The organism is Cytobacillus depressus (assembly GCF_008923245.1).
GTDB lineage: Bacteria > Bacillota > Bacilli > Bacillales > Cytobacillaceae > Cytobacillus > Cytobacillus depressus.
In genome coordinates, this window is record NZ_WBOS01000001.1 from 290,030 (window position 1) to 315,980 (window position 25,951).

Consider the following 25,951-nt stretch of genomic DNA (forward strand, 5'->3'; position numbering starts at 1 on the left):
CAAAAGGAAGAGCCTCCATTTAATCAGTTTTTAACTTCCGAATATGCAGTTTTTTCGCAATGAGTCCCTTCGTAGGCGAGAATAAAAATACAAGGGCAAAGATAACTCCGTTCATTGTAGCCATCGTTCCCGCTATCGACACGTCCTGCCAGCTTGCCACATAATACCCAGTGATAGCGGCTGCCACACCCAATAAAGCACTTAATACTAACATGACACTTAATCGCTCAGTTAGTAAGTAGGCAGACGCACCTGGAGCAATTAGCATTGCAACTACTAAAATCGCTCCAACACTATCAAAGGATGCTACAGTTGTAATGGATACCATACCCATTAATAAATAGTGGATAAGCATAACAGGAATGCCAATAGCAACAGCCATACTTGGATCAAACGAAGTGATTTTTAACTCTTTATAAAACAAGAAAATAATAATCAAATCAATGAGAAGCACAGTTGAGAGCATGAGAAATGCTTTCGGCAATTCAAGCAAGGGACCCAATGTCACGAGATCCCACGGAACAAAGGTGATTTCACCCATTAAGGCATGCTCTACATCTAAATGAACATCCCCAGCGTAAAGGGTAATGAGGATAACACCTACTGCAAATAGAAAGGTGAAAACAACCCCGATTGATGCATCCTCTTGAATCCCTGAACTGTAAAAAACCTGAACGAAGAATGCCGTCAATAATCCCACTATCGCCGCTCCAATTAGCATATACAATCCATTCATGCTTTGACTAATAATATACGCGAGGACAATTCCAAGTAAAACGGTATGGCTAATCGCATCAGCAAGCATAGATAGCTTTCGTAAAATGAGAAAACAGCCTGTAATTCCGCATGTAATGCCTGCCAATGAGGCAACAATTAAAATCCAGCCATCATAGCTCATGACAAGCCACTTCCTTTTTGCTGTTGCAAAATCTGTTGTTGTCTAATTTGTTTATCACGGAGGATCATTTTAACCCATTTTGGGATAATACCCCTTTGTGGAGCAAAAAGCATGGAAACGATAAATAATGCTGTCGCAGTTACTACAATAAATGGCCCTGTAGCCAAACCTACTCTAAGTGTGCTAATTAAGGTTCCGGTCATACCTGAGACTGCTCCAAAGACTCCCGATATAACAACCATTTTCCCTAATGAATCAGTCCAATAACGGGCGGCAACAGCTGGTGTGATTAATAGCGCCGCCATTAATATTACACCTACTGCCTGAATGCCAATCACTACTGCAGCCACTAACAATGTCAAAAACAAAAAATTTAAGAATCCGGAAGGAAGCCCTAACCCTTTTGCAAACTCCGGATCGAATGTTAGGACTTTCAATTCTTTAAAAAGTAAGGCAGTTATTGTAATTAAGACAGCAGCCGTTCCCGCCATAAGCTTAACATCATTGCCAACGAGTGAAGCCGCTTGGCCGAAAATAAAATCATTGAGCCCGCTTTTATTGCCGGATGGAGATTGGGACACCTTTGTTAATAATACAACCCCAAATCCGAAAAACACGGATAAAACTAAGCAAATGGCGGCATCTTCTTTCAATATAGAGGAAGATGTAATGAACTGGATGCAATAAGCAGCTAGGAGGCCTGTAATTGTTGCCCCAATTAATAAAGCGACAAGAGATTTCTCCCCAATCAATAAAAACGCAATACATATTCCTGGCAATGCGGCATGTGCAACCGCATCCCCTATTAAGCTTTGTTTTCTTAAAAGAGCAATGCTCCCGAGGACTCCACTCGCGATACCTAAAAGCATCGTACCGAGTAAAACCCATTGTGTATTCGCATCAAATAGGACTAGTCTTAGCATGTCATTCATTTGCTCACCTCCGTTTCGTTTCCACCATTATTTGATCTTTCTCTAAGAACGCCAGCTTTCCGCCATATGTTCGATGAAGATTTTCAATTGTAAATGTTTCTTCTGTCGGCCCTGTAGCAATGACTTTTTCATTCAATAAAATGACATGATCAAAATAATCTTTCACTGTTTGTAAATCATGATGAACAACAAGAACAGTTTTCCCTTGATTTTTCAAATCATTTAGCAATTCAATAATGGCCCTTTCTGTAGCTGCATCTACACCGACAAACGGTTCATCCATAAAATAAACCTTCGCATCTTGAGCTAATGCCCTTGCTAAAAAAACTCTTTGCTGCTGTCCACCAGATAATTGACTTATTTGTCTGTCCGCAAAATCTTCCATGCCTACCTTCCGCAAACTTTCTTTAGCAAAGTCAATATCCTTTTTACTCGGCCTTCTAAACCAGCCAATATGTCCATAGCGCCCCATTAACACAACATCAAGTGCATTCGTGGGAAAATCCCAGTCAACAGACCCGCGCTGTGGGACATAGCCTACTACCTTATCTTTGGGCTTGTATGACTTCCCGTAAATTTCAACATCACCTGATGCTTTTGGAATAAGCCCTAAAACCGCCTTGATTAAAGTTGATTTTCCAGCCCCGTTCGGTCCAATAATGCCTATTAGTTTTCCTTCAGGCACGATAAAATTAACATCTGACAATACGGGTTTCTTTTGATATGCAACCGTTAAATTTTCTACTTTGACCGGATTCATCAATCCCACCTACTTTAATGAATTTACAATTATCTCCACGTTATGTTTATACATTCCTATATAAGTACCTTCTTCTGTCTTCTCTTCACCCATTGCATCTGAAAAGAGTTCTCCCCCTATTTTCACTTCATGCCCTTTTTTCTTCGCACCTTCAATGACTGCATTGATCGATCGTTCGGAGATACTTGACTCAATAAATACTGCTTTAATGTTTCTAGTAACTAATAAATCTACTATTTTCTGAACATCGCCAAGTCCATATTCCGAATCCGTACTTAATCCTTGCAAGCCTTCAACTTCCATATTGAATGCTGCGCCAAAATACCGAAATGCATCATGAGCAGTAACTAGAACTCTTTGTTCAGCCGGAATTTTTTCCATTTCCTCTATTGCAAACTCTTTTAATTCCTTAAGTTTATTAAAATACTCTTCTGCATTTTTTTCGTAGTAAGCTTTATTGTCAGGATCAGCTTTAATTAAACCTGCTTCTACTTCCTTTAATGCCGCCAGCCATAAATCAATATCAAACCAAATATGGGGATCAATAGCCGTACGATCATCTGCATTTAATAATAAATTATTTTTCTTAATGGCTTCGCCAATCGCGTAAGTAGGTTTTTCTTTATTCATTTTCTCTAATACACTAAGCATTTTTCCTTCTAGGTGTAAGCCGTTATAAAAAATAACATCTGCTTTTTGCAGTTTGGCAATGTCTCCTTGTGTAGCTTTATAAAGATGAGGGTCAGTGCCAGATCCCATTAAACTTTGGACCTCCACTTTATCACCGCCAATATTTTTTACCGCATCAGCAATTTGGCCAATTGTTGTTGTTACGACTAGTTTGTCACTCTTTTGTTTATCATTTGCTGATTCGCTAGAGCAAGAACCAAGAATAAATAATGATAAAACAATGAGCATACATAAGATTTTTTTCACTATTTGCCACCTCTTTAATTGAGTGTATGCACTTTTTTTAAATAAGTGCATTTATTTTTGTCGCACACATCTATTTTTACCTTAATTATAAAAGTTTCCTTAGTACAACATTTTAAACGTTAGCAAAGTTTTTTTCAATTATTTATTTTTTGTACAAAACAAAAAAAAACGGCTTTCGCCGATTTTACACTTTACAAATATGGTTTGATTGTCAAATTTTCTTGAATATACCATTTATCTTTACTGACAATATTTGAAACTGTTAAAATTAAAGCTGGAATTTTCTCTACATTAAATACGATTAATCCGATATCATCACTCATAATGATAAATGACTCTCCGTGTGAGAAGGATGGCAGCTCTTTTCCTAATTGAGTGATCGAACTAACAATGATTTTTTTAATATCTGCCTCAATTTGGACATGAGGAGAGAATCTTAATATCCAATTATCTTGATCAATCGAAAATCGGTACATTATCTCACCCTCTTATGGAATGGAATAATTTCAAAAAAGTCATACGGAATTTTTGCCTTGCTTATTATTAATATGATAAAATGACGATTATATGAACGAGTTCCATCTATAACCAATAATGGTAATTGCTGAAAAAACCGCAAAAATAAATTAGTTAAAATATGAATATTTTATTATTTCGGAAATATTTTAAGTTTTTGATAGTTTTTATGAAATAATCCCTAAATTCCTTGACTGTATCTGTACATTCATGTATATTTAAATCATCATTTAACAGAATATATTTCCTTTATTACTAATAATATCTGCTTTGTATTTTGTTGGGTGGTAATATTTATCTTGGACACTGAATTGTGTCTTGAAAGGCTTAGGAGGAAAAGTTAACATGCAAAACGGTAAAGTAAAATGGTTCAACAATGAAAAAGGTTTCGGATTTATCGAAGTTGAAGGCGGAGACGATGTATTCGTTCACTTCACAGCTATCCAAGGTGACGGCTTCAAATCTTTAGAAGAAGGCCAAGAAGTTTCTTTTGAAATCGTTGAAGGAAACCGCGGACCTCAAGCTTCAAACGTTGTAAAACTATAATCTTATAAATAATCAGGCTGGCAATTTTTTTGCCAGCCTTTATTTATTTTATTTTCGGAGTTCAAATTACCCTTTTAAGATTGAGAAAGCTTTCTGCCAATATTTTTTATTTTTTCCCCAACTGTACATTCAGTAATGCAAAATCTGTGAGCGTATCTCCGTCCCTTTTCCTCTTTATGATGCTTATGCAATAAACAGCCTTGACAATAGGTGGCAAGTATTGCTTCTACTTCATCAAATATTTGCTTTCTTTTCATTCGCTTCCTCACCTTTCATCAAGCGCTAAATGACCTGCATCTTACTATTAATAACTTTTCCATCTAGTGCTTGGCTTGCAAGCTTATCAGCTTCTTTGTTTTCATTTCTCGGAATCGGTGTAAACCTTCCGTCAATCGATAGCTTTTTCATTTTTGCTTCAATACGGTCTAACCAGTGATTTAGATTTTCCTCATAGCATGGCCATTCACCTTTAAGCTGCATTAAAATGCCTTGAGCATCCCCTTTAAATTCGCATATCATATGATGGACATCCATTTCTTCAAGCAGGTTGAGAGTAAAATAAATAGCTGCATATTCAGCTTCATTATTATTGTCAATATCATCAAATAGCTCATTCGCCCGAATACGATATTTCTTCTTCCCTTGCTTATAATAAATAACCGCTCCTAGCCCCGCTTGATGTGTCGCTTTATTAAATCCGCCATCAAAATAAACAGTCAAGTCATGGGGATCCTCTTCAATTTCCGCAAGAAGCTTTCGCATTTCTTTCGTCGACCATTCTGTTCCCCTTTCATCATGGTAGATCAAATTGAAACCTTTGCCGCTCTTCTCAATATCTTCTCCAACTTGTAATACTAATTCACCTTCTAGCCAATCAGATTGAAAAACGACACGATCTATCCCTTTTATTTTATAAGTCCATTCCAATTTATATTTCATTTTTTTCAGCCTTTCTTAAGCTCAACTTTATTGGTACACTTATTTTATCTTACCCTAGAGTGTGTTTGAATAAAAATTTCAATTTGTTTTGGAGGAAGAATTTTGATTGAAGTGTATATTGATGGTGCAAGTGCGGGTAACCCTGGACCGAGTGGCGCTGGTATTTTTATTAAAGGAAATGGGACTGTCGAAAAGTATGCGATCCCCCTCGGCGTTATGGAGAATCATGAAGCAGAATTCAATGCATTAATTAAAGCATTAGAAATATGCATTGAAAAAGGGTATACAATCGTTTCCTTTCGAACGGATTCTCAAGCAGTCGATCGGGCAATTGAAAAAGAATATGCCAAAAATAAAGCATATGCACCTCTTCTTGAGAGAGCATTGCTTTTAAGCAAGCAGCTTGAGCTTTTTTTCATGAAATGGATTCCAAGCTCAGAAAATAAGGTTGCAGATGAATTAGCGAGAACGGCAATCCGTATGTGCTAAAAAGAAAACTGGACGAACTCAAATTTCCCCCAGTTCGTCCAGTTTTTTTCAAATCGAAATTAACTCTTTTTCCTTTACAAATTGAATGGCCTCATGCTTTGTTTTAATCCCATTGGATATTAACATTTCCAGCAAAGAGACATAAAAACTGCCATCAAAGGTTTTTTGTGCTTTTAACGTTAATTCAATCGCTGTATTTATTAATTCATCCGACGCATTCGTATAGTGCTTGCCAAAATAAATAAAACCAATCGCATCCTCTTGAAACTGAAAGCCTTTACTTTGTAAGAAACTCAAATAATCCTCCACTGTCTTCAAGGACTTAGTCAACCCTTTCCCCTTAATCGCAGATTAACGGGCAGTAACCCCCACTTCATAACTCTGCGAAATTCAAATGATTATAAGTTGGGGGATAACTGCCCGTAAAGGCCCGATTGGTTCAACTAACCATCAGTGGAAAAAACCACCACTGATGGAAGTTTCACCTTATCCCAAACTATTTAAATTTTACCTTACATTTGGACAATTATCTATCTTTTTCTGTTAAAAAATACCCAATTGTTCCTGTTGCGACGCCCAGCAAGGCTCCGCCGATGACTTCGATGGGCTGGTGACCGAGCATTTCCTTTAATTTTTTTGGAGTTTCCTTCTGTTCAAAGGCTACCGACTCTTCTTTCTTGATTTTATCAATCAATTCTCCCATACTATTCACTTTTAATGTTAGTTCTCCCGTTTGTCTTCGGATCCCTTGAGCATCATACATAACAATGAGTCCATAAATAAGCGAAAGAGCAAAATCAATGGTCGGGATACCTCTTTTTAGAGCAATATAGGTCGTTAATGACGACACACCAGCAGAGTGGGAGCTTGGCATTCCGCCAGTATGAAAAAATAATTCTGGGCGAAATTCTTTTTTGCGAAAAAAATGAATCGGGATTTTTAACCCTTGCGCTAAACCGATACTTAATAAAGCAATATACACACCTTTATTCATAATCAACTCACCTCTTGCTTCTAGTGTGAAGAAAGATGAGTGTAATTATTCTTTTCGGTAATACTAGAAAGGCAATCGAGGTAAGGAGGTGTGAGCAGTGGGGCAAAAAGAAAATAATAGAGGAAAAGTCGCATCAGGCGTTAACCCGCAAGGCTATGGGCAAGATATCACAAGAGATCCAAAAAGTAAGCTTGAAAATGCCGCGAAAAAGAAAAATACAAAATAAATATAGCTGTCCCATTTATTGGGACAGCTTAAACATTAGGCATATTGTTTTTCGTCAAGTAATTGATGAAGACCACGAAACTCGACTTCGGCAAATTTATCTAACACTTTCTCTCGGTTGTAGCGGAAAACAGCAAGATCTAACGGACATTCAACAGGAACATCACATTTAATTTCCGCAAGCTGCCTGCTTAAATGGAGCATATCTAAATCTTGTTCGATTTTTGTTCTTTGCCCCTTCGTTAATTGATCTATGTTTTCAAGGACACCTTCAATATGTCCGAATTGCTGTAACAGCTTTAAGGCTGTTTTTTCGCCTATCCCTTTTACTCCAGGATAATTATCACTTGTATCACCCATAAATGCTTTTAAATCAATCATTTGTCTAGGATGAATGCCTTTTTCTTCGTAAAAAGTATCCTTCGTATGAACTAAATAGTTGCCATATCCTTTTTGTAAAAGGACGACGGAAATTCGCTCATCGAGCAGCTGTAATATATCTTGGTCCCCCGTCAAAATTTTCACATGGCTATCTTCTTTTACTTGAGTGGCAATTGTTCCGATACAGTCATCCGCTTCATAGCCCTTCAATCCTATATTCGGTACATCAAAAGCGTCTACAACTTCTTTAACAAGATCAAATTGGGGAATGAGCTCAGCTGGTGCCTCTGGGCGATTTGCTTTATAGCCATCATACATGTCCGTCCTGAATGTTTTGCTCCCCATATCCCAGCACACAGCAATATGAGAAGGATTGAAATGTGAAACAGCTGTTAAAAAATGCTTCACAAAGCCATATACACCATTTGTTGGCACACCGTTAGAATTTCTCATGAATTGTCCGTGGACCGCAGTGGCAAAATAGGCTCTAAATAATAATGCCATTCCATCTACTAGCATAATCGTAGGCTTTTGTTCATTTATCAATTTCTTCGCCCCATTCTTTGTAATCATACTGTTCATTATAACATGGCGCCCAATTAAAAGTGGCTGTTAAGTTTTACATGATATACAGAAGAACGCTCTTTTTGCATATATTGTTATAAGCCCCTCGAAGTTTGCCCGTCATATAGTTATATATAAATCACACTAATAAAGCAACGAACTTTATGAAAACAGCCAAAACGAAAAAATAGCCCTTTTAAAGAGCTATTTCTTTCAGCTATTCTCCTGTTTCAATTTCATTTTCTTCGTACGATATCCAGTCACTGAAGCTGCCGGCATATAGTTTGACATGTTCGTAGCCAGCTTCTTTCAGGGCCATAAAATTAGGTGTTGCTGTAATCCCAGAACCGCAATAAACGATAATTTGCTTATCTTTATCTATGTCGGTGAATCGCTTTGCCTGATCTTCTCCACTTTTGAACAGCCCGTTTTCATAGCCTTCCGACCATACTTTATTAATGGCACCTGGGATATGTCCCGCTTTTTTATCAATCGGCTCCACTAACCCTAAATAACGCTTGTTCTCTCTCGAATCAATTAATATCGTTTCATGATTTTTCTCTGCGACGATTTTTTTCACATCTTCATAAGATGCGTAAATTTCATTATTTATTTTGATGGCAAAATTGGTTTTCTGATATTCAGGAACAGCACTATTTACTGGATACCCAGCTTCCGTCCAAGCTTTATATCCTCCATTTAATACATATACCTTCTCATGGCCAACATATTTTAATAGCCACCAGAGACGTCCTGCAAAAGAGCCTTCTCCTCCATCATAGGCAATGACGGTCGTTTCATTGCTGATGCCGGCATTTTGCAAAGTTTGTTTAAATTCCTCAATATTTGGCAATGGATGTCTACCGCCATGTGTTGAAACTGGTTGTGATAAATCATTACTAACATGGAAATAAACTGCTCCAGGAATATGATTCTTTTTATATAATTCGTATCCTTCATCTGCTAAGCCGAGATTATAGCGGCAATCCGCGATTCGAATATCTTCTTGCTCCAACCGTTCCTTCAGCCAGTCCTGTTCAACAACGAAACTCATTCCTTCATCTCCCTCATTCTTTTCTGTCTAGCTCCAGTTCCTACCCCCGACGTACAGGATGTACTAGTGTCGACAATGCGACAGGACAAGGAAGACTTCGACAGCGACACATCGCACGACCAAAAGTGTAGCTTTTGGGAGGACGTCGCGGTTTTGTCGACCTCGAGGTCACAAGCCAATCTTCCCAAAAAGGTAAAAAGCAACCTTTTCGAAAAGATTGGCTTGTGCTTGTCGGGGGTGAACACTAAGGAAATCCCCTTAGAATTGGCATCGCAGGAACAATCTGGTCTTTGATTGTTCCGAAGGCACTTACGCTTTTCTTTTTTCCATCAGCTTTTTTACATGCTCTTTCGGTGTCCAGCATTGAAATTGATAATTGGGTTTCGTTTCATAGCCTAGACGTTTGCATCGATAGGTCATCCCTTTTTCGCACTTACTTGCCTCGAAATGGATACAGGTCGCACATGCATGAAAGGCTTGTATGTTCATTAAAGCTCCTTGTAGCCTGAAAAATTGGCAATTTCTTTTTCAGTTTTCTCCAGCTTCTCAATCGGAAAATCATCTCGGAGAACAGCTAATAGTCCATCATAATATTCATTCACTTGTTCAATTACAATGGAAAGCAAATATTTATACTCCTGTACAAAAAGACCATCATAATGCTCCTGCAGCCTTTTGCCATGAACTTGTAAATATTGTTCTGCTGGCTCTCCCATTATTTGCTCTAATTCATCACTTAAATGTTTTCTTTCATTCTTTTCGAAAAATGACTTCGGGTTTTTGAAATGGACAAGTGCCTTTTTGAATTTCATTGGATCCTCATTGGCAAATGCAGTCTCAAAATCCATTCCCTCGAGGGTTCTTGCCTCAAAAGGACTAAACTTTAATTCTTTATTAATATCGGCTGTACTTAGTGAAAGCATCTCTAATGCTTGCTTACATAATTTATGAATATAGCTTTCTAATCGTAAAGTTGTCGCCCGTAATTCTTGGGCAAAATCGAATCCAAAGCTTTGCAGGAATTCTTCAAGTGCGTTTTGCAGCGCCTTCTTTAAATTGCGGCCATCATCCTTCAGAGCGGCTGGATTAAAGGCTTCTTTTACGAAATCATTAAAGCGCAAAAATACTCTTTGTTTAATATAGAAAACTAATTCCCCAGCCTCTTGCTCCAGTCTTTGTATAAAAATCGCGTCATCTTGTTTTTCGATCAGTTCTATTATCGAGCTTTGCTCTTTTTCAAGCTGAGCTCGCTTCTGCACTTTTAATTCTTTATTTTCATGTGAAGATTTAATAAAAGTACGAAGCTGATCTAAAACTCGCTTCCACTCCATTTCGGCTGCAGTAACCGAAATTTCCATGAGCTCACTCGTAATGAACGAATAAAAACTGTCTTCAAAACGCTTAATATGCGACTTTACATCTTGTCGGTTCTCAAGCTTATCAGCAAGAGCTTCAAGGCTTGAAAGCCCGAAAATGCTTGGTTTGCGAATTCCATATTGAACGAGCTGTTCCCCAACATACTCTAATACCGCTTCTTTCTCTTCTTCGCTGTTGGCAAGATCAATTGCATTTACAATAAAAAACATTTTATCAAGTTCAAATGAATCCTTTACACGGCCTAATTGAATAAGGAATTCACGGTCTGCTTTCGAAAATGCGTGATTATAATACGTAACAAAAAGAATAGCATCTGAATTTTTAATATAATCAAAGGCTACTCCAGTATGACGGGCATTAATAGAGTCAGCTCCTGGCGTATCAACGAGCGTAATGCCCTTTTGTGTTAGCTCACAATCGTAAAAAACTTCAATCATTTCAACAAAACAAGACTTTTCTTCAACAGCGACATAGCTTTTAAACTCTTCTAAATCAGTCTTAATCGTTGAACCTAAAACGTCTCTGAAGGAGTCAAACCCTTTTAAAAATGCGTTTAAGAAAGCAAGATGAGTTTTTTCATTGGCATCAATCTCCGCAAGTTCATTCATGACCTTTTTGATCTTACTAATCGCATCGTCAAAATTAGCAGCTGATAAATTAAATACCTTTAATGACCGGTTAACATCATCGAATAATATTTGCGACGCCTTTACCTTTACAAGCACCGTCCCATGACTATTTTGCTCATTAACCGGCATAATTTTATTAATGGCAGCTGTCGTTGGGTTCGGTGATACAGGCAGTAATTTATGACCAATTAAAGCATTGGCAAAGGAAGATTTCCCCGCACTAAATGCGCCAAAAAGGGCAACCGTAAATTGTTTATCTTTCAGACGGTCCGCCTTTTGCATTAATTCAGCCGCCATCTTTTTAAATCCAGGAACATCTTGAATGGCATTGGCTGTGAAGGATAATTTAGCAACTAATGCATCAATCGTGTGTTCCTCAACCCTTTGTACTTCAGGCTCTTCACTCTCTTTGACTGCCTCATGCTTAGCTCCTAATTCATTTGAAACACTAGCAAAATCATTCGTTTCGGTGATGATTTCAACTTCCTCTTGCTGGCCGGCAATTAATTGTTTGCTTGCTTCTTCATAAAGCTGATGAGGGAAATGTCCAATTAGGAAATCATTCATTTTCTCATTAGCTGTTCGTAAGCTTTCCTTTAGCAATAATAATTGTTGCCATGCTTCTTCATATTGCTTAACTTGTTTCCATTCACTTTCTATAGCGTTCTCTTCTTTTTGACTTTTCAAAGCTAACGCTTGCAATAACAGTTCTTTTATTTCTAATAAACTATTTTTCGCTATTTTTTTTACGGATTCTGCTAATTCATTCGTATATTGAAGGACATAATCACCAGAAAGAAGCGCTCCTTCCTTCACTGTGTTTGCGAGCAGTTCTTTGCTGAAAACGACTTGGTGATTTTGTGCTTTCGCCAAAATGTTTGAATCATGTATATCATATTGATTTAATTCTTTAACCAATAATTCTTTTAAATGCCAATCAAGCTGGGATTGAACCTTTTCGGAAAAATCACGATAGAAATTCTCTAACCGATTCATTCTCTCTTGCTCAGTTTTTTGCCGCGAAAAGAAGAGGCCCACTTTAAAACTAGCTTGACAAGATTCAATATAACTCTCAGCAAGGTCTCTCGTTTGAAATGGCATTAAGTAAGCATTTTTTAACACATCATCTACTTTTTTATTAAATTCGATTTCAGCTTTTTCAATTGATTTACGAATATTTGTTAATTTATTTTCAAGCTCTGCAACCTTTTCAGGAAGTGCTTCCCTTTCACTTTGCGACAGCTGCTCTAGCTTATTCTTATTTTTTTCAATCTCTTCCCAGCTTTTTTCTTCTAGGAAAACTGCATGGTCACTAGTTAGTTTTTTTAGTGAATGGTAAACTGATTCTGGCAGCAATGTTTTCCTATTTGCGATTTTTTCTGAGATAAATTTTTGCAGAGAATCGAATTCATTTTCCTTGTGTGTTTCCTGCTTTAACGACGTATAGAATATTCTTTCCGGAATAACACCCCATGAAGCAAATGAATCCTTTACACTCTGTTTAAACTGTGCAAAGCTCAATTCTTCATCACGATGTTTATCAATTTGATTAATAATTAAATACACTTGCTTCCCAGCAGCTGCTAGCTCCTTCGTGAATAAAAAATTCAATTCTGACTGGACATGATTATAATCCATCACATAAAATACTAAATCAGCAAGATGCAATGCCGATTCAGTTGCAATTCTATGGGCATCATCGGTTGAATCGATGCCCGGTGTATCCATAATAATGGCATTTTCAGGCAAGCTTGTTTGCGAATAGCTAATTTCTATTGAATGGATTTGATCCCCATCCTTGCAATACGATTTTACTTTCTCGTAATCATAAGGAGCAGGGTATAATCTCGGGATTCCCTCTTTGAAAATAACCTTCGCATAGTCCTCTCCCGCTTTAATTTTCACTAAGTTCGCACTCGTTGGAATTGGGCTGGAAGGCAAAAGGTCCTCTCCAATGATTTTATTAACCATACTAGATTTCCCAGCAGAAAAATGCCCGCAAAAAGCAATCGAATATTCTTGCCTGTCTAGCTTTAAAGCTAATTCCTTCGCTCTATCTGCAGTTTGTTGATCTTGATTTTTATTGAAGTATTCATATAAAGCTGTAATTCTTTGTATTAATGCAGCAGTATCCTGTTGCAGTACCGTTTGAACCATAAGTGCGTATCCCCTTGTTTGTGAAGTAATCATTCACCTATATTCTAAATGATTTTTCATATAATTCCTATATTTAGAATATGGAACTGCGCATTTTGGTTAGAGAAAAAATAAAAACCAGGCTCGCACCTGGTTATGTAGTATAAAAGTTATGATCTTGTATGTGGTTTAGCAACATGATTTAAAACATATTTCATTGTTACTGCATATGCTGTTACTGTAACCGCAATAAATATCGTCACCATCTGTAACAACACCTTCCTGTTAGTATTAATGAGAATAATTTTCAAATTCAATTAGAATTTTATCATTAACGATAATCATTTTCAATAGCACTTACATCCATTTCATACTTTTTTTAATCTTTTGGACAAGCCTAACACTTCAGGAAAAGCTTCTTTATAAGAAGTGAGTTCCTTTAATGCTTTCTCCTCCGCTGGAATGCGGATAGCAAGGATAATCACATTTAAAATAGTAAAAAGCATAGCTGTTATATATGCTTGGAACAGAAGCGGGATAATAATAAATTCAGCGGAAACGATTGTATAATTTGGATGCTTAATGAATCGATATGGTCCTTTTTTCACAATCTCCGCTTTCGGCAATACGATAATTTTTGTATTCCAATAACGCCCTAAAGATGCTAACGCCCAAAATCTCCCAGCTTGTGTTAATAAAAATAACGATAAAAGGATTGGCCATATGGGTGATATTATTTTATCGTAATGAAACACCTCAATTATATAGGAAACGAAAAACAAGCTATGTACGATAACAATAAAGATGTAGTGCCCTTCTCCAAATTCCAGTGCTCCTTGATTTTTCATCCAGCGCTCATTTTTCTTAGCAATGCATAATTCTGCTACTCTTTGGAAGATGACTAAAGCAATAAAAAAAGTAAAAAGCATACATTATGACTCCCATCTCAGCAGCAGCATTTCTGAGGAAAACCCCGGTCCTAAAGCTGTCGCCAAACCAAATTCACCTGATTTCCCTATTTCCATAAAGCGTTTTAAAACGTACAAAATGGTTACTGAAGACATATTTCCGTATTCCTTAAGAACGTCAAGTGAAATATTCGTCATTTCAGAGTCAATGCCTAACGTTCGAATATATGCATCGATTACTTTTTTTCCTCCTGGATGAGCAATGAAATGATGAATATCCCCTATAGCCATTTTCTCTTGCAATAAGAAATTGTTAACGTTTGGCTTTAACCATCCTTCGATTATCGTCGGTATATCCTTAGAAAAAACGACATAAAGACCTTCATTCCTCATTTCCCAGCCCATTACATCCAATGAATCAGGCATGAAGGATGACTGTGTAGCTATGATCGCAGGAACGGATTCTAGCCTCTGAAAGGACTTCCGATCGACTTGATCCCCAGTGATGAGGGCACAGGCCACACCATCGGCAAAAAGGGAGGTTCCGATTAAATTACTTTTTGAACGATCATTCCTTTGAAATGTTAAACTGCATAATTCAATCGCAAGCACTATGGCTTTGGCGCTCGGAAAAGCTAGACAGTACTCGTACGCGCGTGACAAGCCAGAGGCTCCGCCTGCACAGCCTAGTCCCCAAATTGGAATTCGCTTCGTATGCGGACTAAAGGCAAGTTTATTCATTATTCTTGCTTCAATACTAGGAGTTGAAATTCCGGAGCTTGAAATGAAAAAGATGGCATCAATTTCTTCGTACGAAATTCCCCTCTTTAGGAACACTTCACTTCTTAAACAGCTTTCGATTGCTTCAGCCCCTAGTTCTACTGCATTTTCAATATAAGCATCATTCCGCTCGGCGAAAGTTTTCTCTGTTTTAAACCATTCAAGTCCTTTCACAAAATGGCGTTTTTCAATTTGCCCATTATGGAACGCTCTTAGCAGCCGCTCAATATCTTGAAAACTATCGGAAAATAAATCCCTTGCAAAATCCATCGCCTCATCCTGCTTTAAAATATACGAGGGTATGGCTTCCGCAACCGAAACAATTGATGGCATAATTGCTCTCTCCTTCTTTCATCCTTTTTGATAATTTTTCCCAAAAGTGAGTTCTTATTCAAGACATCTCTAGCATAAGAAAAAAACCAACCTCATAAGAGATTAGTTTTATCATTAATTATCTTCCCCAGGCATGTAGGAATAGGAATCATTTGCATGATTTTTTTGGTCATTATTATCAATAAATAACTTTCCAGTTTCTAAATATGTTTCCAAGCTTTCCTCTCCCCTAAAAATTGTTCATTTTTGAAAACAAACTACATTTACTTATTGTTAGTATCAGGAATTTTTTTTGCTAAACTAGCATACAAAAAAAGCTCCCTCTTTTTGAGGAAGCCAACGTTTTGAAGGAGTTGCTGTGCACTATTATTATAAAATGTTTTATAACAAGTTACATCACCAAATCTTTTCCAGTCCATAACAGTAATAAATTGTCCCTTATTAAAATAACAACTTTTGATATATTTTGATTTAACCCTACGTTTTTCATGGTAGAATAGTTCTAGTTAATTTCCTGGAGGAATGCCTTGTGTCGCTAACAAAAAGTGTGACCGATATTTTGAACGGGACGATTGAAGCTGTTAAAGCTGTAGTGCCGTTAGAAATTCATGTTGAGAAACCAGCTCTTTTTACACAGCCATTTAACCAGCATTCATTTGGGGTCCTAATCGGGATGACAGGCGATGCAAGAGGCCGCATTATTATTGATGGGGATGGATGGGTATTCGGCAAAATTGGTGAGGCCATGTTCGGTATTGAGCTTGAAGGTGAAATGCTCGAATCATTTGCTGGAGAGCTCGGCAATATGATTGCTGGAAGTATTTCAACCTATGTTTCAGAAAAAGGGTTTGAAATGGATATTACACCACCGACTGTTTTGGTTGGCCAAACAAAAGTTTATGGCTTCTCGAAAGCGTATCGCCTGCCGGTAACCGTTCAAAATATAGGGAATTTAATGATTGTGTTAATGGTAGAATGATAGACTAATCACATATTTAAATAGTACAAATCAGTACCGTTTTTGTTTTTTTATCACTCTGGTGATGTATAATTTTTAGCTTCATTCTGGTGGTGCACTTCAATAATTATTTTTTTCATTTCTGAAGAGCCGCAAACTGAACAAATTTGTACTTCTTTATAAAAATGCTTGCAATAATCGCAATAATATTTCTCCATCACTTTCCACATCCCGTTATACTCAGTTTAACCATTATATTTTCAAGGAGAACAATTCGTGAATGGAAATCAAAAAAATTAGAAAAGCGTAAACGCCTCGCAAAGGAGCATCGACTAAAAACCGCCACGTCCTGTACGTCGGGGGAGGCGCTGGGGGTAGACAAAAAAGGAACCGCCCTTTAGACGGTTCCACCTTATGATGCTTTTGTTTCCTTTATGTTAATTGATTGTTTTTGATTAAATTTCAATTCATTAAATAAAAGATTTAATAAAATGGCCGTTAGACTGCCTGCGACAATCCCATTTTCTGTTAAAATACGGATACTTTTAGGCAATTCAGCAAAAAGGCCTGGAACAACTGTGACACCAAGCCCCATCCCAACAGAACAAGCAATAATTAGTAAATTTTCCTGTGAGGCAAATTCCACTTGGCTGAGCATTTTAATGCCAGCAGCAACTACCATTCCGAACATCGCTACCATCGCACCACCCAATACAGGGTTTGGAACAACCGTTGTGATTGCACCAATTTTGGGTACAAACCCAATGAGAATAAGCATAGATGCAGCTACATAAATGACAATATTCTTTTTTACACCAGAAATTTGGACAAGCCCGACATTTTGTGAATATGTAGTATATGGAAATGAGTTAAGAATTCCACCTAGTATACTCGCAAGTCCTTCAGCACGATAACCTTTAACTAAGTCCTTCTCTCCAATGTTCTTATCGCAAATATCGGCAAGCGCAAAATAAACACCTGTAGACTCCACTAGGCTTACTATTGCAACTAAAGTCATCGTTAAGATCGGTATAATCTCAAATGTTGGCAGACCAAAATAGAATGGCTTAGCCATATGAAACCATGATGCCTCTGCTACAGCAGTGAAATCAACTTTCCCCATAAAGAAGCCGGCAACTGTTCCTGCCATTAATCCGATTAAAATGGAAATAGATCGTACAAACCCTTTTGAAAATCTAAATAAAAGAATAATAAATAATAAAGTTCCAAATGCGAGAGTAATATTTGAAAGTGCGCCAAAATCTGCGCTTCCTTGACCGCCAGCCATGTTATTCATGGCAACAGGAACAAGTGTGATACCAATAATAGTTACTACTGAACCTGTTACGACAGGGGGAAAAAACTTAATGAGTTTGCCAAAATATTTTCCGATGAAAACGACTATTATTCCTGATACGATGATCGCTCCATATATCGCTGAAATTCCGTAGTCATTACCAATGGCAATAATTGGACTGACTGCTGTAAATGTACATCCAAGCACAATTGGGAGACCGATGCCAAAATATTTATTTTTCCAAACTTGAAAGATAGTTGCGATCCCACTCGTCATAATGTCAATCGAAACGAGATAAGTAAGCTGTTCGCCTGTTAGACCTAATGCCCCGCCAATTATTAGCGGCACGATGACCGCCCCAGCGTACATGGCCAATACATGTTGAATACCTAAAGAAGCTATTTTATACGGTTTTTGTTTCATCTGCCAAACTCCTCCGCTTGATCTAGGCTAAATTAGTGAATGCTGCTGATTTTGGCCATATGCTTGCAGGTTTAAGTTTACTTCGAGAGGAAACGTAAGAGAACATATAAGCATATGGCGGGTTGTTCTTCAAAATGATTTAACAGAGCAAACTTAATAAAAGGAAACTTCCCCATTATTCAGTGAACTAATTCTTGCTAGCGACTCTACTCTAAAGCCTTGCTCACGAAGATTTTTGCCCCCTTCTTGGAATCCCTTTTCGATCACGATTCCAATCCCGGCAATTTTTGCTTTTGATTTCTTGACAATCTCAGCAAGCCCGATTGCAGCCTGGCCATTGGCAAGGAAATCATCGATAATTAATACACAATCATCGTCGTTTATAAATTTTTTCGAAACAGAAATTTCATTAGATTCTTGCTTCGTAAATGAATAAACCGTTGAAGAATAAAGCTCATTGATTAATGTTAAAGATTTGCGCTTTCTAGCAAAAATAACTGGGACGTTTAGCTGCAAGCCCGTCATGACGGATGGAGCAATCCCAGATGATTCAATCGTCAGGATTTTTGTAATCCCTTCATCTTGGAAACGTCGAGCAAACTCTTTTCCGATTTCACTCATTAGCTCTGGATCGATCTGGTGATTCAGAAAAGAATCCACTTTTAAAACAGAGTCTGATAAAACCTCTCCATCTTCTTTTATTTTTTTCATTAATAAATTCATCGTTTTTCCCCCTTAAATTTATAAAACTGCCAATATAAAAGAATAAAGCCTGCAAATCCAAGACTTCACATCATAATAACGAGTGAAGCAATGATTTACAGGCTTTCTAGTAAAAATAAAGCTGAATATATAAGATACGAAAAGTATCAATATCATTGCTACTCATAGTCGGATTATTTACGGTAGTCCGGTAGAAACTTGCAAGCCATATCCCTGCCATTATATGAGTGAGGCATAACTATATAAAATTATTTTGCAATAAGATTATTATAGCACCATTTTTCATGAAATCAACAAGGAGATTGGTAATTATCCGAATTATTTTTGATTTATTTTTTAAAACGTTCGCATTTTTGCGACAATAATATTTCTGTCTTTATACATCATCCCCTTTATTAGTACCAATGAGTAGGCCACTAAATTTTCCTCTTCACAATTTCTTCACATTTCTCTTTTATTATTTGTGATTTATATCACTGAAATACCAATTTTACACTATTGCCATAGTAAGAAAGTAACGAATGAACAATTTGTGAAATGAAAGATACTACCTAGATTCCTATAAATAGTGGAGTATTATGAAATTGTAATCATTTACTTTTTCCAAATATCCGAAAAGGAGTGAAAGAGAATGGCGAAACCAGAATTAAGCAGACAACCCGAACCTGAAATTGAAGACAGTTCCTCTTTAAAAGGGACACTAGCATCCGTTTTTATATTAGGACTTTTCTTAATCGTAATTTGGGCTGGCGTATACGCGTTATTTTTAGATCGTTCGTAATTATAGAAAGGGGAAAAAGCCATGCATATGCATAAATTCGAAAAAATTTGGCTTATCTTTGGGATTGGATCGCTACTTGTATTCCTTACCGTATTAGGAGTCAGTGCCTTCTATCTCGGAAATCAACCGCCAAGCTGTTTAGCAGTCGTTGATCCGGAAAAAGTTGATACAACTGCACCTTTTGATGAGCCTGGCCTTAAAAAAGTAGAAGGCAAGGAATGGGATTATGAATTAATTTTTGTTGCTTCTGCATTCAATTACGAACCAGGAGAAGTTCAAATTCCAAAAGGGGCGAAAGTAAAAGTTATTGCAACTACGAAGGATGTCATCCATGGATTTGAAGTAGCGGGCACAAACGTAAACATGATGCTCGAGCCGGGTTACATAAGCGAAAATGTTTATTCTTTTAACAAAACTGGTGAATTTTTAGTTCTATGTAATGAATATTGCGGGGTTGGTCACCATATGATGACTTCTAAAATTGAGGTGGTTGAATAATGCTGAAAGAACAAGCAAATATAAAAGTTGACCGCCGAGACGGGAAACTAATAAACGCAAATATAACACTTAAACAGAAAGCTGAAGAAAAGGTTGACCGCCGTGACAGTAAATTAGCAATGGCCCATTTTTACATGGCTTTCATTGCTTTAGCCCTTGGCGGACTTGCAGGTTTATTACAAGTATTAGTTCGTTCAGGAAAATTTGTTTTGCCAGCCGGAATTGGATATTACCAAATCTTAACTGTCCATGGTGTTTTACTAGGGCTGGTTTTAACTATATTCTTTATTATAGGATTTATGGTTTCTTCAGTTAGCAGAACATCAGGAACATTTACTAGTCGTCAACGTACGTTTGGTTGGATCGGCTATTGGTTAAAAATTATTGGTACTATCATTGCTGCGGTCATGATTTTATTAAATGAAGCAACTGTATTGTTCACTTTTTATGCACCACTCCAAGCACATTTTCTTTTTTACCTTGGTTTAACGCTAGTGATTGTTGGAACTTGGTTTGATAGTGCTATGTTGTATATGAAATATGGCCAGTGGAAAAAAGCAAATCCTGGTCAGCCAAGTCCGCTCTTAACTTTCATGACGGTAATAACATTTATAATGTGGGACGTTGCGACAATTGGTGTAGCAACTACCGTTTTATTCCAATTATTACCATGGTCTCTCGGTATTATTGATACAATTAATATTGGCGTCAGCCGTACACTATTCTGGTATTTTGGTCACCCGCTCGTTTATTTCTGGCTATTGCCTGCTTATATGGCTTGGTATGTCATTATCCCAAAAATAATTGGCGGAAAAATCTTCTCTGATGCTTTAGCACGGATGTCATTTATTTTATTGCTGCTGTTCTCAATTCCTGTAGGTTTCCACCATCAGCTGATGGAGCCTGGCATTGATCCAGCATGGAAGTTCTTACAAGTTGTCTTAACGTTTTTAGTTGTGATTCCTTCAATGATGACTGCCTTCTCTTTATTTGCTACTTTCGAAAGCTTTGGCCGATCTAAAGGAGCAAAAGGACTTTTTGGCTGGGTCAAGAAGCTGCCGTGGGGAGACGCACGCTTTACTATACCATTTATCGGAATGCTTGCTTTTATTCCGGGTGGTGCTGGCGGTATCGTTAACGCTTCCCACCAAATGAACCAAGTTGTTCATAATACAATTTGGATTACAGGTCACTTCCATTTAACAGCGGCTACAACAGTTGTATTGACGTTCTTCGGGATTGCTTATTGGCTCATTCCGCATTTAACTGGCAGAGTGTTCACGAAGAAATTGAATAAAATAGCGATGATTCAAGGAATTACATGGACAATCGGGATGACTTTTATGTCAGGTGCGATGCATGCAGCTGGTTTACTAGGAGCACCACGCCGCTCAGCCTTCTCTGAATATGGCGGTGCTGCACAAGCGGCTGAATGGATTCCTTATCAAATTGCCCAAGCAGTCGGCGGATCGATTCTATTCCTATCGATTATCTTAATGCTTTATATTTTTGTTAACCTTGCTTTCTTTGCTCCTAAAGGAGAACAGGAATTCCCAGTTGGGGAAGTAGCAGAGCATGCAGAAAAGACGCCAATGGTTTTCGACAACTGGAAACTATGGCTCGGTATTACAGCTGCCTTAATCCTTTTTGCTTACACATTGCCATTTATCGATTTAATTCAAAATGCACCTCCTGGAGCGAAAGGATATAAGTTCTGGTAATTAGAAAAGCACTCCGAATTTGGAGTGCCTTTTCATTTACGATATTTTTTGTTCTACCCGTTTAACACCCTTTTTTCGAAAAGTAATATTAACAATAATAACTGAACAAAAAATCAAGAATGCGCCTGCGATTTGAATCAAGCCAAGCCGCTCTCCATAAAGCATGACCCCTAATAAAGTCGCCACAACCGGTTCTACCGTTGCAATGACAGCTGCTTTGCTCCCCTCTATCTTTTCAAGGCCCCAAGTGTAAATAAAATAGGCTAATACCGTCGGAATAAATCCTAAGCCGATACTATATAATAGGACATTTGTATTCATTAATAGATCAAGCTTTTGCCAAAGCTGAGTAATTGGCAAAAGAAATAAAGCCGCTACAATAAAAGTATATAACGTAATGGTAAATGGCTGATATTTTTTTAAAGCAAATTTTCCAAAGATCGTATACAAAGCATAACCAAGACCAGAGCCTAAACCTGTCAATATTCCCAGTAAAGTAATATTACTATCACCAGCTGAAACACCGGCAATTAAAATACAGCCAATGATTGTTCCTAAAACAGCAAGAATTTTGTTTATATTTAATTTTTCCTTTAAAAAGATCAATGATAAGACAGTTACAAACGCAGGCGACGTATATAATAAAATAACAGCAATTGAAATGTTCATCTGGCTAATCGTTGTAAAGTAACAATAATTAAAAAACACGACACTTAAAATACCTGTACCAATAAACAGTCTAATATCCAATGCTTGCTTTAATTTCATCTGTTTACGGTATTTTAGAAGACCAATTGTCAGTAAAAATAAAGCTGCGTATATAACCCGAATAGCCACAATTTCCATAGCAGCAAACCCGTAATCTGCTAATTCTTTGACAAAAACTGCGATAATCCCCCAAAGACTAGCCCCAGCTGCGATCATTAAATAAGGAAGAAGTCTTTTCATACTATTCTCTCCTTAAAGGAAGGGGGACCCCCTTACAATAGGCATCCCCTTTACTTGCTTTTATACTAGCTGATAAACTTTATTGTACTTTTCATATAAATAGTCTACTAAGTACTGGGCATCTAACCCTTCCCCAGTCACATCTTGTAAAATTTCTAGTGGTTGTTTTAGCTTTCCAAACTTATGAACTTTTTCTGTAAACCATTCTTTAATTGGCAGCAAATCGCCTTCTTCTAAAAGCTGGTCATAATTTGGTAAATCTTTCAGCAAGGCATTTTTAAATTGCGCAGCGTACATATACCCAAGCGCATAGGAAGGGAAATAGCCAAACATCCCCCCAGACCAATGAACATCTTGAAGAACGCCATTCCCGTCATGATCAGGCTTTATTCCTAAATACTCCTCATATTTTTCATTCCATACTTGCGGAAGATCTTTGACCTCGATTTCATCATTAAATAGCCCTTTTTCGATTTCATAGCGAATAATAATGTGAAGTGGATATGTTAATTCATCCGCTTCAATCCGAATAAGGGATGGCTTCGATTCATTGATAGCGCGGTAAAAATCATCATGTTCAACTTGATCAAATTGGCCCGAAGAGTATTTTTTTAATAAATCATAATTATTTTGCCAGAAAGATGGATGGCGTCCGACAAATTTTTCATAAAATAATGACTGTGATTCATGAATTCCCATTGATGTCCCATCACATAAAGGAGTACCAATTAATTCAGCGGAAATATTTTGCTCATATAATGCATGACCTCCCTCATGGATCGTGCCAAACACGGCTGTACGGAAATCATTTTCATTATATTTAGTAGTTACGCGCACATCCCCAGGATTTAAGCCAGTCGCAAAAGGATGAACAGTCTCATCTAAACGGCCTGCTTGAAAGTTATAGCCCATCTGTTCTAATATATCTAAACTAAATTGACGCTGCTTTTCTTTAGGAAAGTGCTTATAAAGAAAGCTCGTATTTGGTTTATTCGGAGATTCAGAGATTTTTTGCACAAGTGCAACGATTTTCTCTCTTAGCTCTCCGAAAACCCGATCCAGTACTTCTACAGTAATTCCAGGCTCATACATATCTAGCAGCGTATTATATTTATTTCCTTCATAGCCCCAATAACCGATAAATCGTTTCGTCATTCCAACTAGCTTTTCTAAATATGGCTGAAATAAAGCGAAATCGGCCCCTGCCTTTGCCTCTTCCCAAATGCTTTCTGCCTTCGCTCGCAAAATAACGAACTCTTTATACTCCTCTGCAGGAATTTTATTATTACGGTCATAGTCCTTTTTACATTCTTCTAAAGTTTTCTTCGTAATTTCTGTTAAGTCATTCGCTTGCTCTAATGCTTCTATGTATATGGCCATTTCTTTTGATGTTGACATATTAAAGACGTCTGAGGATAACATTCCAATAACCTCTGAACGTTGTTCAACTCCTTGCTTTGGCGCCCCCGTTCGCAAGTCCCAATATATTAACGAAAGTGCTTCCTTATAAGCCTCGATTTTCTTAACATATTGTAAAAATTCAGTTTCAATTTGGCGACTCATGCAAATACCTCCCATTTTATTCATTTCGCTTTCTATTTTATCATATTCTTCTGAAAAAACAGGAGATAAAAAGTTTACTATACAAAAAACTGTGTTAAACGATGTTGTTGATTTCCACTCCAGGCACTCAGCGATCGCGGGCGGTCGGGGAGCCTCCTCATTAAGTGAGAACAGTCACTCGTCACATATGATTTTCGTCATAGCAAAAGTCAATTCGTCCTAGCAGATTGTTCGTCTAATTATAAATAAACAGTTATAATGAAGTGGACAGATTATTAAAATAGGAAGAGATCAGATGAAACAATTTTTATTTTTTATCGTATTAATTTCATTTATTGATATGTTTTCGCAATTGCCAATCATGAGCCCTTTTGCAAAAAGCCTCGGCGCAGACCCAGCCCTTATTGGTTTAACTGTTGGCATGTACTCCTGCTCAAATATGTTTGGCAATATTTTTGCAGGTTATTGGATTGATAAACAAGGGGCCAAAAAAGTCCTGTATATTGGTTTTTTACTGACTGGTCTCTCGCTTCTTCTTTATGCGATCGTAAACACCCCTCTTCAGTTAATGGCAGTCAGATTTTTGCACGGATTATTTAGCGGCTTTCTCGTTCCAGCTGCCTTTACGGTTATTGCCAATATTGGGAAGGAAGGAAAAGAAGGTAAATCAATGGCTATTTCGGGAGTAGCTGTTGGCATTTCGGCCATCATTGGTCCAGCCTTTGGAGGGATTGTCGCCTCAAAATTCGGTGTAAACTGGGTATTTATCAGCATAGCGATCATCATGTTTTTGATTGTTGTTCTTACTGGCTTGTTTATTCCTAATCGTCCTACAGAAATAACCCGAAAAATTGAACCGCCTGAAAAAACATTACTTTCACTGATCAAATCACCTATGCTGACAATTAGTTTTATCGGTGCGTTTTCTTTAATGTTTGCTCAAGGTGTTCTAGCGTATATGCTCCCACTACAAGTTGAATCACTGCAATTTGGAACGCATTATAGCGGTGTTTTATTAAGCACATTTGGATTAACGGCCATCTTAATTTTTGGGCTGCCTTCTAATCGTCTATTTGACCGCTTTCAGTCCCAAAATATCATGATGATTGGCATGTGTATTATTGCATTCGCTCTTATTTTGCTTAGTATTACTGCCACATTGCCTTTCCTTTTTATCTGTATGGTTATTTATGGAACAGGTTTTGCATTACTCTTCCCATCTATGACCGCTATGCTTGTAAAGCATACAGATTTACAAACGAGAGGAAAAGCCTTTGGGTTATTTTACGCGTTTTTCTCAATAGGATCGGTAGCCGGCTCCTTTATTACAGGATTATTAGCTGTATCTTTTGCAGCAGGCTTTGTGATCTCTGCTTGTATTTTATTAGTCAATTCATTATGGATGCTGCTTTATTTTAAAAATAAGACGGAAGTAACTGAAAGCTTGGAGTAATCAACATGAATGAGCTTATAGGCAAATGCTCAAGTTGTGGCAAAAAGCTGTATTGTATGGACGGATTTTTTAATGGGGTACATACAGAAAACAGGAAAACATTATGCTTCGAATGCGCCGAAAAAACGAAGAAATCTGCAGATTAAATGCAGGTTTCTTTTTTTGTTATTTATTTGAGAATGATAATCA

At 37.4% G+C, this 25,951-nt stretch carries 27 protein-coding genes and 1 riboswitch; of the genes, 8 read left to right on the forward strand and 19 right to left on the reverse strand.

Going from position 1 to position 25,951, the window contains the following annotated elements:
* Nucleotides 1-19 precede the first annotated feature (19 nt).
* The 5 genes from F7731_RS01375 to F7731_RS01395 form a co-directional block, all read right to left on the reverse strand.
* Nucleotides 20-898 carry a metal ABC transporter permease gene (locus tag F7731_RS01375; RefSeq protein ID WP_151532971.1) on the reverse strand — a complete coding sequence of 293 codons (879 nt, stop codon included), beginning with the start codon at nucleotides 896-898 and terminating at the stop codon, nucleotides 20-22.
* Nucleotides 895-1,830: a metal ABC transporter permease gene (locus F7731_RS01380; protein ID WP_151532972.1), complete on the reverse strand. Its 936-nt coding sequence runs from the start codon at nucleotides 1,828-1,830 to the stop codon at nucleotides 895-897. Before F7731_RS01380 ends, F7731_RS01375 begins: the two co-directional genes overlap by 4 nt.
* Nucleotides 1,831-1,834: 4 nt before the next feature.
* Nucleotides 1,835-2,590: a metal ABC transporter ATP-binding protein gene (locus tag F7731_RS01385; protein WP_151532973.1), complete on the reverse strand. Its 756-nt coding sequence runs from the start codon at nucleotides 2,588-2,590 to the stop codon at nucleotides 1,835-1,837.
* Between the two features lie 9 nt (nucleotides 2,591-2,599).
* On the reverse strand, nucleotides 2,600-3,526 hold the full coding sequence (locus F7731_RS01390; protein ID WP_246197112.1) for a metal ABC transporter solute-binding protein, Zn/Mn family: 927 nt from the start codon (nucleotides 3,524-3,526) through the stop codon (nucleotides 2,600-2,602).
* A 191-nt stretch (nucleotides 3,527-3,717) separates the two neighbouring features.
* The gene (locus F7731_RS01395) at nucleotides 3,718-4,002 is read right to left on the reverse strand and encodes a hypothetical protein (protein ID WP_151532974.1); all 285 of its coding nucleotides are present in this window, start codon (nucleotides 4,000-4,002) and stop codon (nucleotides 3,718-3,720) included.
* A 385-nt stretch (nucleotides 4,003-4,387) separates the two neighbouring features.
* On the opposite strand from F7731_RS01395, the gene cspD reads away from it, so the two are divergent.
* The gene (cspD, locus tag F7731_RS01400; protein ID WP_019155915.1) at nucleotides 4,388-4,588 is read left to right on the forward strand and encodes a cold-shock protein CspD; all 201 of its coding nucleotides are present in this window, start codon (nucleotides 4,388-4,390) and stop codon (nucleotides 4,586-4,588) included.
* 74 nt (nucleotides 4,589-4,662) lie between these two features.
* Here cspD and F7731_RS01405 read toward each other — a convergent pair whose 3' ends face one another.
* Together F7731_RS01405 and F7731_RS01410 are read right to left on the reverse strand one after the other, a co-directional pair.
* Nucleotides 4,663-4,845 carry a zinc-finger domain-containing protein gene (locus F7731_RS01405; RefSeq protein WP_151532975.1) on the reverse strand — a complete coding sequence of 61 codons (183 nt, stop codon included), beginning with the start codon at nucleotides 4,843-4,845 and terminating at the stop codon, nucleotides 4,663-4,665.
* Nucleotides 4,846-4,870: 25 nt separating this feature from the next.
* A complete protein-coding gene (locus F7731_RS01410; protein WP_151532976.1) occupies nucleotides 4,871-5,527 on the reverse strand; it encodes a reverse transcriptase-like protein in 657 nt (218 codons plus the stop codon).
* 102 nt (nucleotides 5,528-5,629) lie between these two features.
* Between F7731_RS01410 and F7731_RS01415 the strand changes: the two genes are divergently transcribed.
* Nucleotides 5,630-6,016, forward strand: coding sequence for a reverse transcriptase-like protein (locus F7731_RS01415; RefSeq protein WP_151532977.1), 387 nt, complete (start codon nucleotides 5,630-5,632; stop codon nucleotides 6,014-6,016).
* A 48-nt stretch (nucleotides 6,017-6,064) separates the two neighbouring features.
* Here the strand turns inward: F7731_RS01415 and F7731_RS01420 are convergent, their stop codons facing one another.
* Together F7731_RS01420 and F7731_RS01425 are read right to left on the reverse strand one after the other, a co-directional pair.
* Entirely contained in the window at nucleotides 6,065-6,334 is a 270-nt protein-coding gene (locus F7731_RS01420) for a DUF6123 family protein (protein ID WP_151533699.1), read from the reverse strand.
* A 208-nt stretch (nucleotides 6,335-6,542) separates the two neighbouring features.
* Entirely contained in the window at nucleotides 6,543-7,010 is a 468-nt protein-coding gene (locus tag F7731_RS01425; RefSeq protein ID WP_151532978.1) for a divergent PAP2 family protein, read from the reverse strand.
* A gap of 97 nt (nucleotides 7,011-7,107) precedes the next feature.
* Here F7731_RS01425 and sspL point away from each other — a divergent pair, with 97 nt between their 5' ends.
* On the forward strand, nucleotides 7,108-7,236 hold the full coding sequence (gene sspL, locus F7731_RS01430) for a small, acid-soluble spore protein L (protein ID WP_151532979.1): 129 nt from the start codon (nucleotides 7,108-7,110) through the stop codon (nucleotides 7,234-7,236).
* Between the two features lie 35 nt (nucleotides 7,237-7,271).
* Here the strand turns inward: sspL and F7731_RS01435 are convergent, their stop codons facing one another.
* From F7731_RS01435 to F7731_RS01460, 6 genes are all read right to left on the reverse strand, one after another.
* Complete coding sequence (locus tag F7731_RS01435) at nucleotides 7,272-8,198, reverse strand: 5'-3' exonuclease (RefSeq protein ID WP_246197113.1); 927 nt, start codon at nucleotides 8,196-8,198, stop codon at nucleotides 7,272-7,274.
* A 199-nt stretch (nucleotides 8,199-8,397) separates the two neighbouring features.
* The gene (locus F7731_RS01440) at nucleotides 8,398-9,234 is read right to left on the reverse strand and encodes a sulfurtransferase (protein WP_151532980.1); all 837 of its coding nucleotides are present in this window, start codon (nucleotides 9,232-9,234) and stop codon (nucleotides 8,398-8,400) included.
* Nucleotides 9,235-9,543: 309 nt separating this feature from the next.
* Complete coding sequence (locus F7731_RS01445; protein WP_151532981.1) at nucleotides 9,544-9,723, reverse strand: hypothetical protein; 180 nt, start codon at nucleotides 9,721-9,723, stop codon at nucleotides 9,544-9,546.
* Nucleotides 9,723-13,397: a dynamin family protein gene (locus F7731_RS01450; RefSeq protein WP_151532982.1), complete on the reverse strand. Its 3,675-nt coding sequence runs from the start codon at nucleotides 13,395-13,397 to the stop codon at nucleotides 9,723-9,725. The genes F7731_RS01445 and F7731_RS01450 overlap by 1 nt, the downstream gene beginning before the upstream one ends.
* Before the next feature lie 347 nt (nucleotides 13,398-13,744).
* A complete protein-coding gene (locus tag F7731_RS01455; RefSeq protein WP_151532983.1) occupies nucleotides 13,745-14,305 on the reverse strand; it encodes an isoprenylcysteine carboxyl methyltransferase family protein in 561 nt (186 codons plus the stop codon).
* 3 nt (nucleotides 14,306-14,308) lie between these two features.
* On the reverse strand, nucleotides 14,309-15,397 hold the full coding sequence (locus tag F7731_RS01460) for a type III polyketide synthase (protein ID WP_151532984.1): 1,089 nt from the start codon (nucleotides 15,395-15,397) through the stop codon (nucleotides 14,309-14,311).
* A gap of 529 nt (nucleotides 15,398-15,926) precedes the next feature.
* Between F7731_RS01460 and F7731_RS01465 the strand changes: the two genes are divergently transcribed.
* A complete protein-coding gene (locus tag F7731_RS01465) occupies nucleotides 15,927-16,376 on the forward strand; it encodes a chemotaxis protein CheX (protein WP_151532985.1) in 450 nt (149 codons plus the stop codon).
* Nucleotides 16,377-16,767: 391 nt separating this feature from the next.
* On the opposite strand, the gene F7731_RS01470 is transcribed toward F7731_RS01465, so the two are convergent.
* Together F7731_RS01470 and F7731_RS01475 are read right to left on the reverse strand one after the other, a co-directional pair.
* Nucleotides 16,768-18,075, reverse strand: a complete 1,308-nt coding sequence (locus F7731_RS01470) for a nucleobase:cation symporter-2 family protein (protein WP_151532986.1) — start codon at nucleotides 18,073-18,075, stop codon at nucleotides 16,768-16,770.
* A 153-nt stretch (nucleotides 18,076-18,228) separates the two neighbouring features.
* The gene (locus F7731_RS01475; RefSeq protein WP_151532987.1) at nucleotides 18,229-18,798 is read right to left on the reverse strand and encodes a xanthine phosphoribosyltransferase; all 570 of its coding nucleotides are present in this window, start codon (nucleotides 18,796-18,798) and stop codon (nucleotides 18,229-18,231) included.
* A gap of 145 nt (nucleotides 18,799-18,943) precedes the next feature.
* Nucleotides 18,944-19,045: riboswitch (purine riboswitch) on the reverse strand.
* Nucleotides 19,046-19,429: 384 nt separating this feature from the next.
* Between F7731_RS01475 and F7731_RS01480 the strand changes: the two genes are divergently transcribed.
* The 3 genes from F7731_RS01480 (at nucleotide 19,430) to F7731_RS01490 (ending at nucleotide 21,798) form a co-directional block, all read left to right on the forward strand.
* The gene (locus F7731_RS01480) at nucleotides 19,430-19,579 is read left to right on the forward strand and encodes a cytochrome c oxidase subunit 2A (RefSeq protein WP_151532988.1); all 150 of its coding nucleotides are present in this window, start codon (nucleotides 19,430-19,432) and stop codon (nucleotides 19,577-19,579) included.
* Nucleotides 19,580-19,600: 21 nt separating this feature from the next.
* Nucleotides 19,601-20,077, forward strand: coding sequence for a cytochrome c oxidase subunit II (locus tag F7731_RS01485; protein ID WP_151532989.1), 477 nt, complete (start codon nucleotides 19,601-19,603; stop codon nucleotides 20,075-20,077).
* Between the two features lie 119 nt (nucleotides 20,078-20,196).
* Nucleotides 20,197-21,798, forward strand: a complete 1,602-nt coding sequence (locus F7731_RS01490) for a b(o/a)3-type cytochrome-c oxidase subunit 1 (protein WP_246197133.1) — start codon at nucleotides 20,197-20,199, stop codon at nucleotides 21,796-21,798.
* Nucleotides 21,799-21,834: 36 nt separating this feature from the next.
* Here the strand turns inward: F7731_RS01490 and F7731_RS01495 are convergent, their stop codons facing one another.
* Nucleotides 21,835-22,746 (reverse strand): DMT family transporter, encoded by a 912-nt coding sequence (locus F7731_RS01495; RefSeq protein WP_151532991.1) that lies wholly within the window; start codon nucleotides 22,744-22,746, stop codon nucleotides 21,835-21,837.
* Between the two features lie 60 nt (nucleotides 22,747-22,806).
* Nucleotides 22,807-24,309, reverse strand: coding sequence for a carboxypeptidase M32 (locus F7731_RS01500; protein ID WP_151532992.1), 1,503 nt, complete (start codon nucleotides 24,307-24,309; stop codon nucleotides 22,807-22,809).
* Between the two features lie 295 nt (nucleotides 24,310-24,604).
* On the opposite strand from F7731_RS01500, the gene F7731_RS01505 reads away from it, so the two are divergent.
* Nucleotides 24,605-25,762, forward strand: a complete 1,158-nt coding sequence (locus F7731_RS01505; protein ID WP_151532993.1) for an MFS transporter — start codon at nucleotides 24,605-24,607, stop codon at nucleotides 25,760-25,762.
* The last annotated feature ends 189 nt before the right edge of the window (nucleotides 25,763-25,951 follow it).

Excerpts from the sequence above, each read along its gene's own strand:
- F7731_RS01450 (WP_151532982.1), bottom strand. The coding sequence starts at position 13,397 with ATGGTTCAAACGGTACTGCAACAGGATACTGCTGCATTAATACAAAGA.
- F7731_RS01505 (WP_151532993.1), top strand. The coding sequence starts at position 24,605 with ATGAAACAATTTTTATTTTTTATCGTATTAATTTCATTTATTGATATG.
- F7731_RS01435 (WP_246197113.1), bottom strand. The coding sequence starts at position 8,198 with ATGAACAGTATGATTACAAAGAATGGGGCGAAGAAATTGATAAATGAA.
- F7731_RS01405 (WP_151532975.1), bottom strand. The coding sequence starts at position 4,845 with ATGAAAAGAAAGCAAATATTTGATGAAGTAGAAGCAATACTTGCCACC.
- cspD (WP_019155915.1), top strand. The coding sequence starts at position 4,388 with ATGCAAAACGGTAAAGTAAAATGGTTCAACAATGAAAAAGGTTTCGGA.
- F7731_RS01425 (WP_151532978.1), bottom strand. The coding sequence starts at position 7,010 with ATGAATAAAGGTGTGTATATTGCTTTATTAAGTATCGGTTTAGCGCAA.
- F7731_RS01475 (WP_151532987.1), bottom strand. The coding sequence starts at position 18,798 with ATGAATTTATTAATGAAAAAAATAAAAGAAGATGGAGAGGTTTTATCA.
- F7731_RS01470 (WP_151532986.1), bottom strand. The coding sequence starts at position 18,075 with ATGAAACAAAAACCGTATAAAATAGCTTCTTTAGGTATTCAACATGTA.
- F7731_RS01495 (WP_151532991.1), bottom strand. The coding sequence starts at position 22,746 with ATGAAAAGACTTCTTCCTTATTTAATGATCGCAGCTGGGGCTAGTCTT.
- F7731_RS01395 (WP_151532974.1), bottom strand. The coding sequence starts at position 4,002 with ATGTACCGATTTTCGATTGATCAAGATAATTGGATATTAAGATTCTCT.
- F7731_RS01460 (WP_151532984.1), bottom strand. The coding sequence starts at position 15,397 with ATGCCATCAATTGTTTCGGTTGCGGAAGCCATACCCTCGTATATTTTA.
- F7731_RS01480 (WP_151532988.1), top strand. The coding sequence starts at position 19,430 with ATGGCGAAACCAGAATTAAGCAGACAACCCGAACCTGAAATTGAAGAC.
- F7731_RS01490 (WP_246197133.1), top strand. The coding sequence starts at position 20,197 with ATGGCCCATTTTTACATGGCTTTCATTGCTTTAGCCCTTGGCGGACTT.
- F7731_RS01375 (WP_151532971.1), bottom strand. The coding sequence starts at position 898 with ATGAGCTATGATGGCTGGATTTTAATTGTTGCCTCATTGGCAGGCATT.
- F7731_RS01500 (WP_151532992.1), bottom strand. The coding sequence starts at position 24,309 with ATGAGTCGCCAAATTGAAACTGAATTTTTACAATATGTTAAGAAAATC.
- F7731_RS01455 (WP_151532983.1), bottom strand. The coding sequence starts at position 14,305 with ATGCTTTTTACTTTTTTTATTGCTTTAGTCATCTTCCAAAGAGTAGCA.
- F7731_RS01385 (WP_151532973.1), bottom strand. The coding sequence starts at position 2,590 with ATGAATCCGGTCAAAGTAGAAAATTTAACGGTTGCATATCAAAAGAAA.
- F7731_RS01485 (WP_151532989.1), top strand. The coding sequence starts at position 19,601 with ATGCATATGCATAAATTCGAAAAAATTTGGCTTATCTTTGGGATTGGA.
- F7731_RS01410 (WP_151532976.1), bottom strand. The coding sequence starts at position 5,527 with ATGAAATATAAATTGGAATGGACTTATAAAATAAAAGGGATAGATCGT.
- F7731_RS01380 (WP_151532972.1), bottom strand. The coding sequence starts at position 1,830 with ATGAATGACATGCTAAGACTAGTCCTATTTGATGCGAATACACAATGG.
- F7731_RS01445 (WP_151532981.1), bottom strand. The coding sequence starts at position 9,723 with ATGAACATACAAGCCTTTCATGCATGTGCGACCTGTATCCATTTCGAG.
- F7731_RS01440 (WP_151532980.1), bottom strand. The coding sequence starts at position 9,234 with ATGAGTTTCGTTGTTGAACAGGACTGGCTGAAGGAACGGTTGGAGCAA.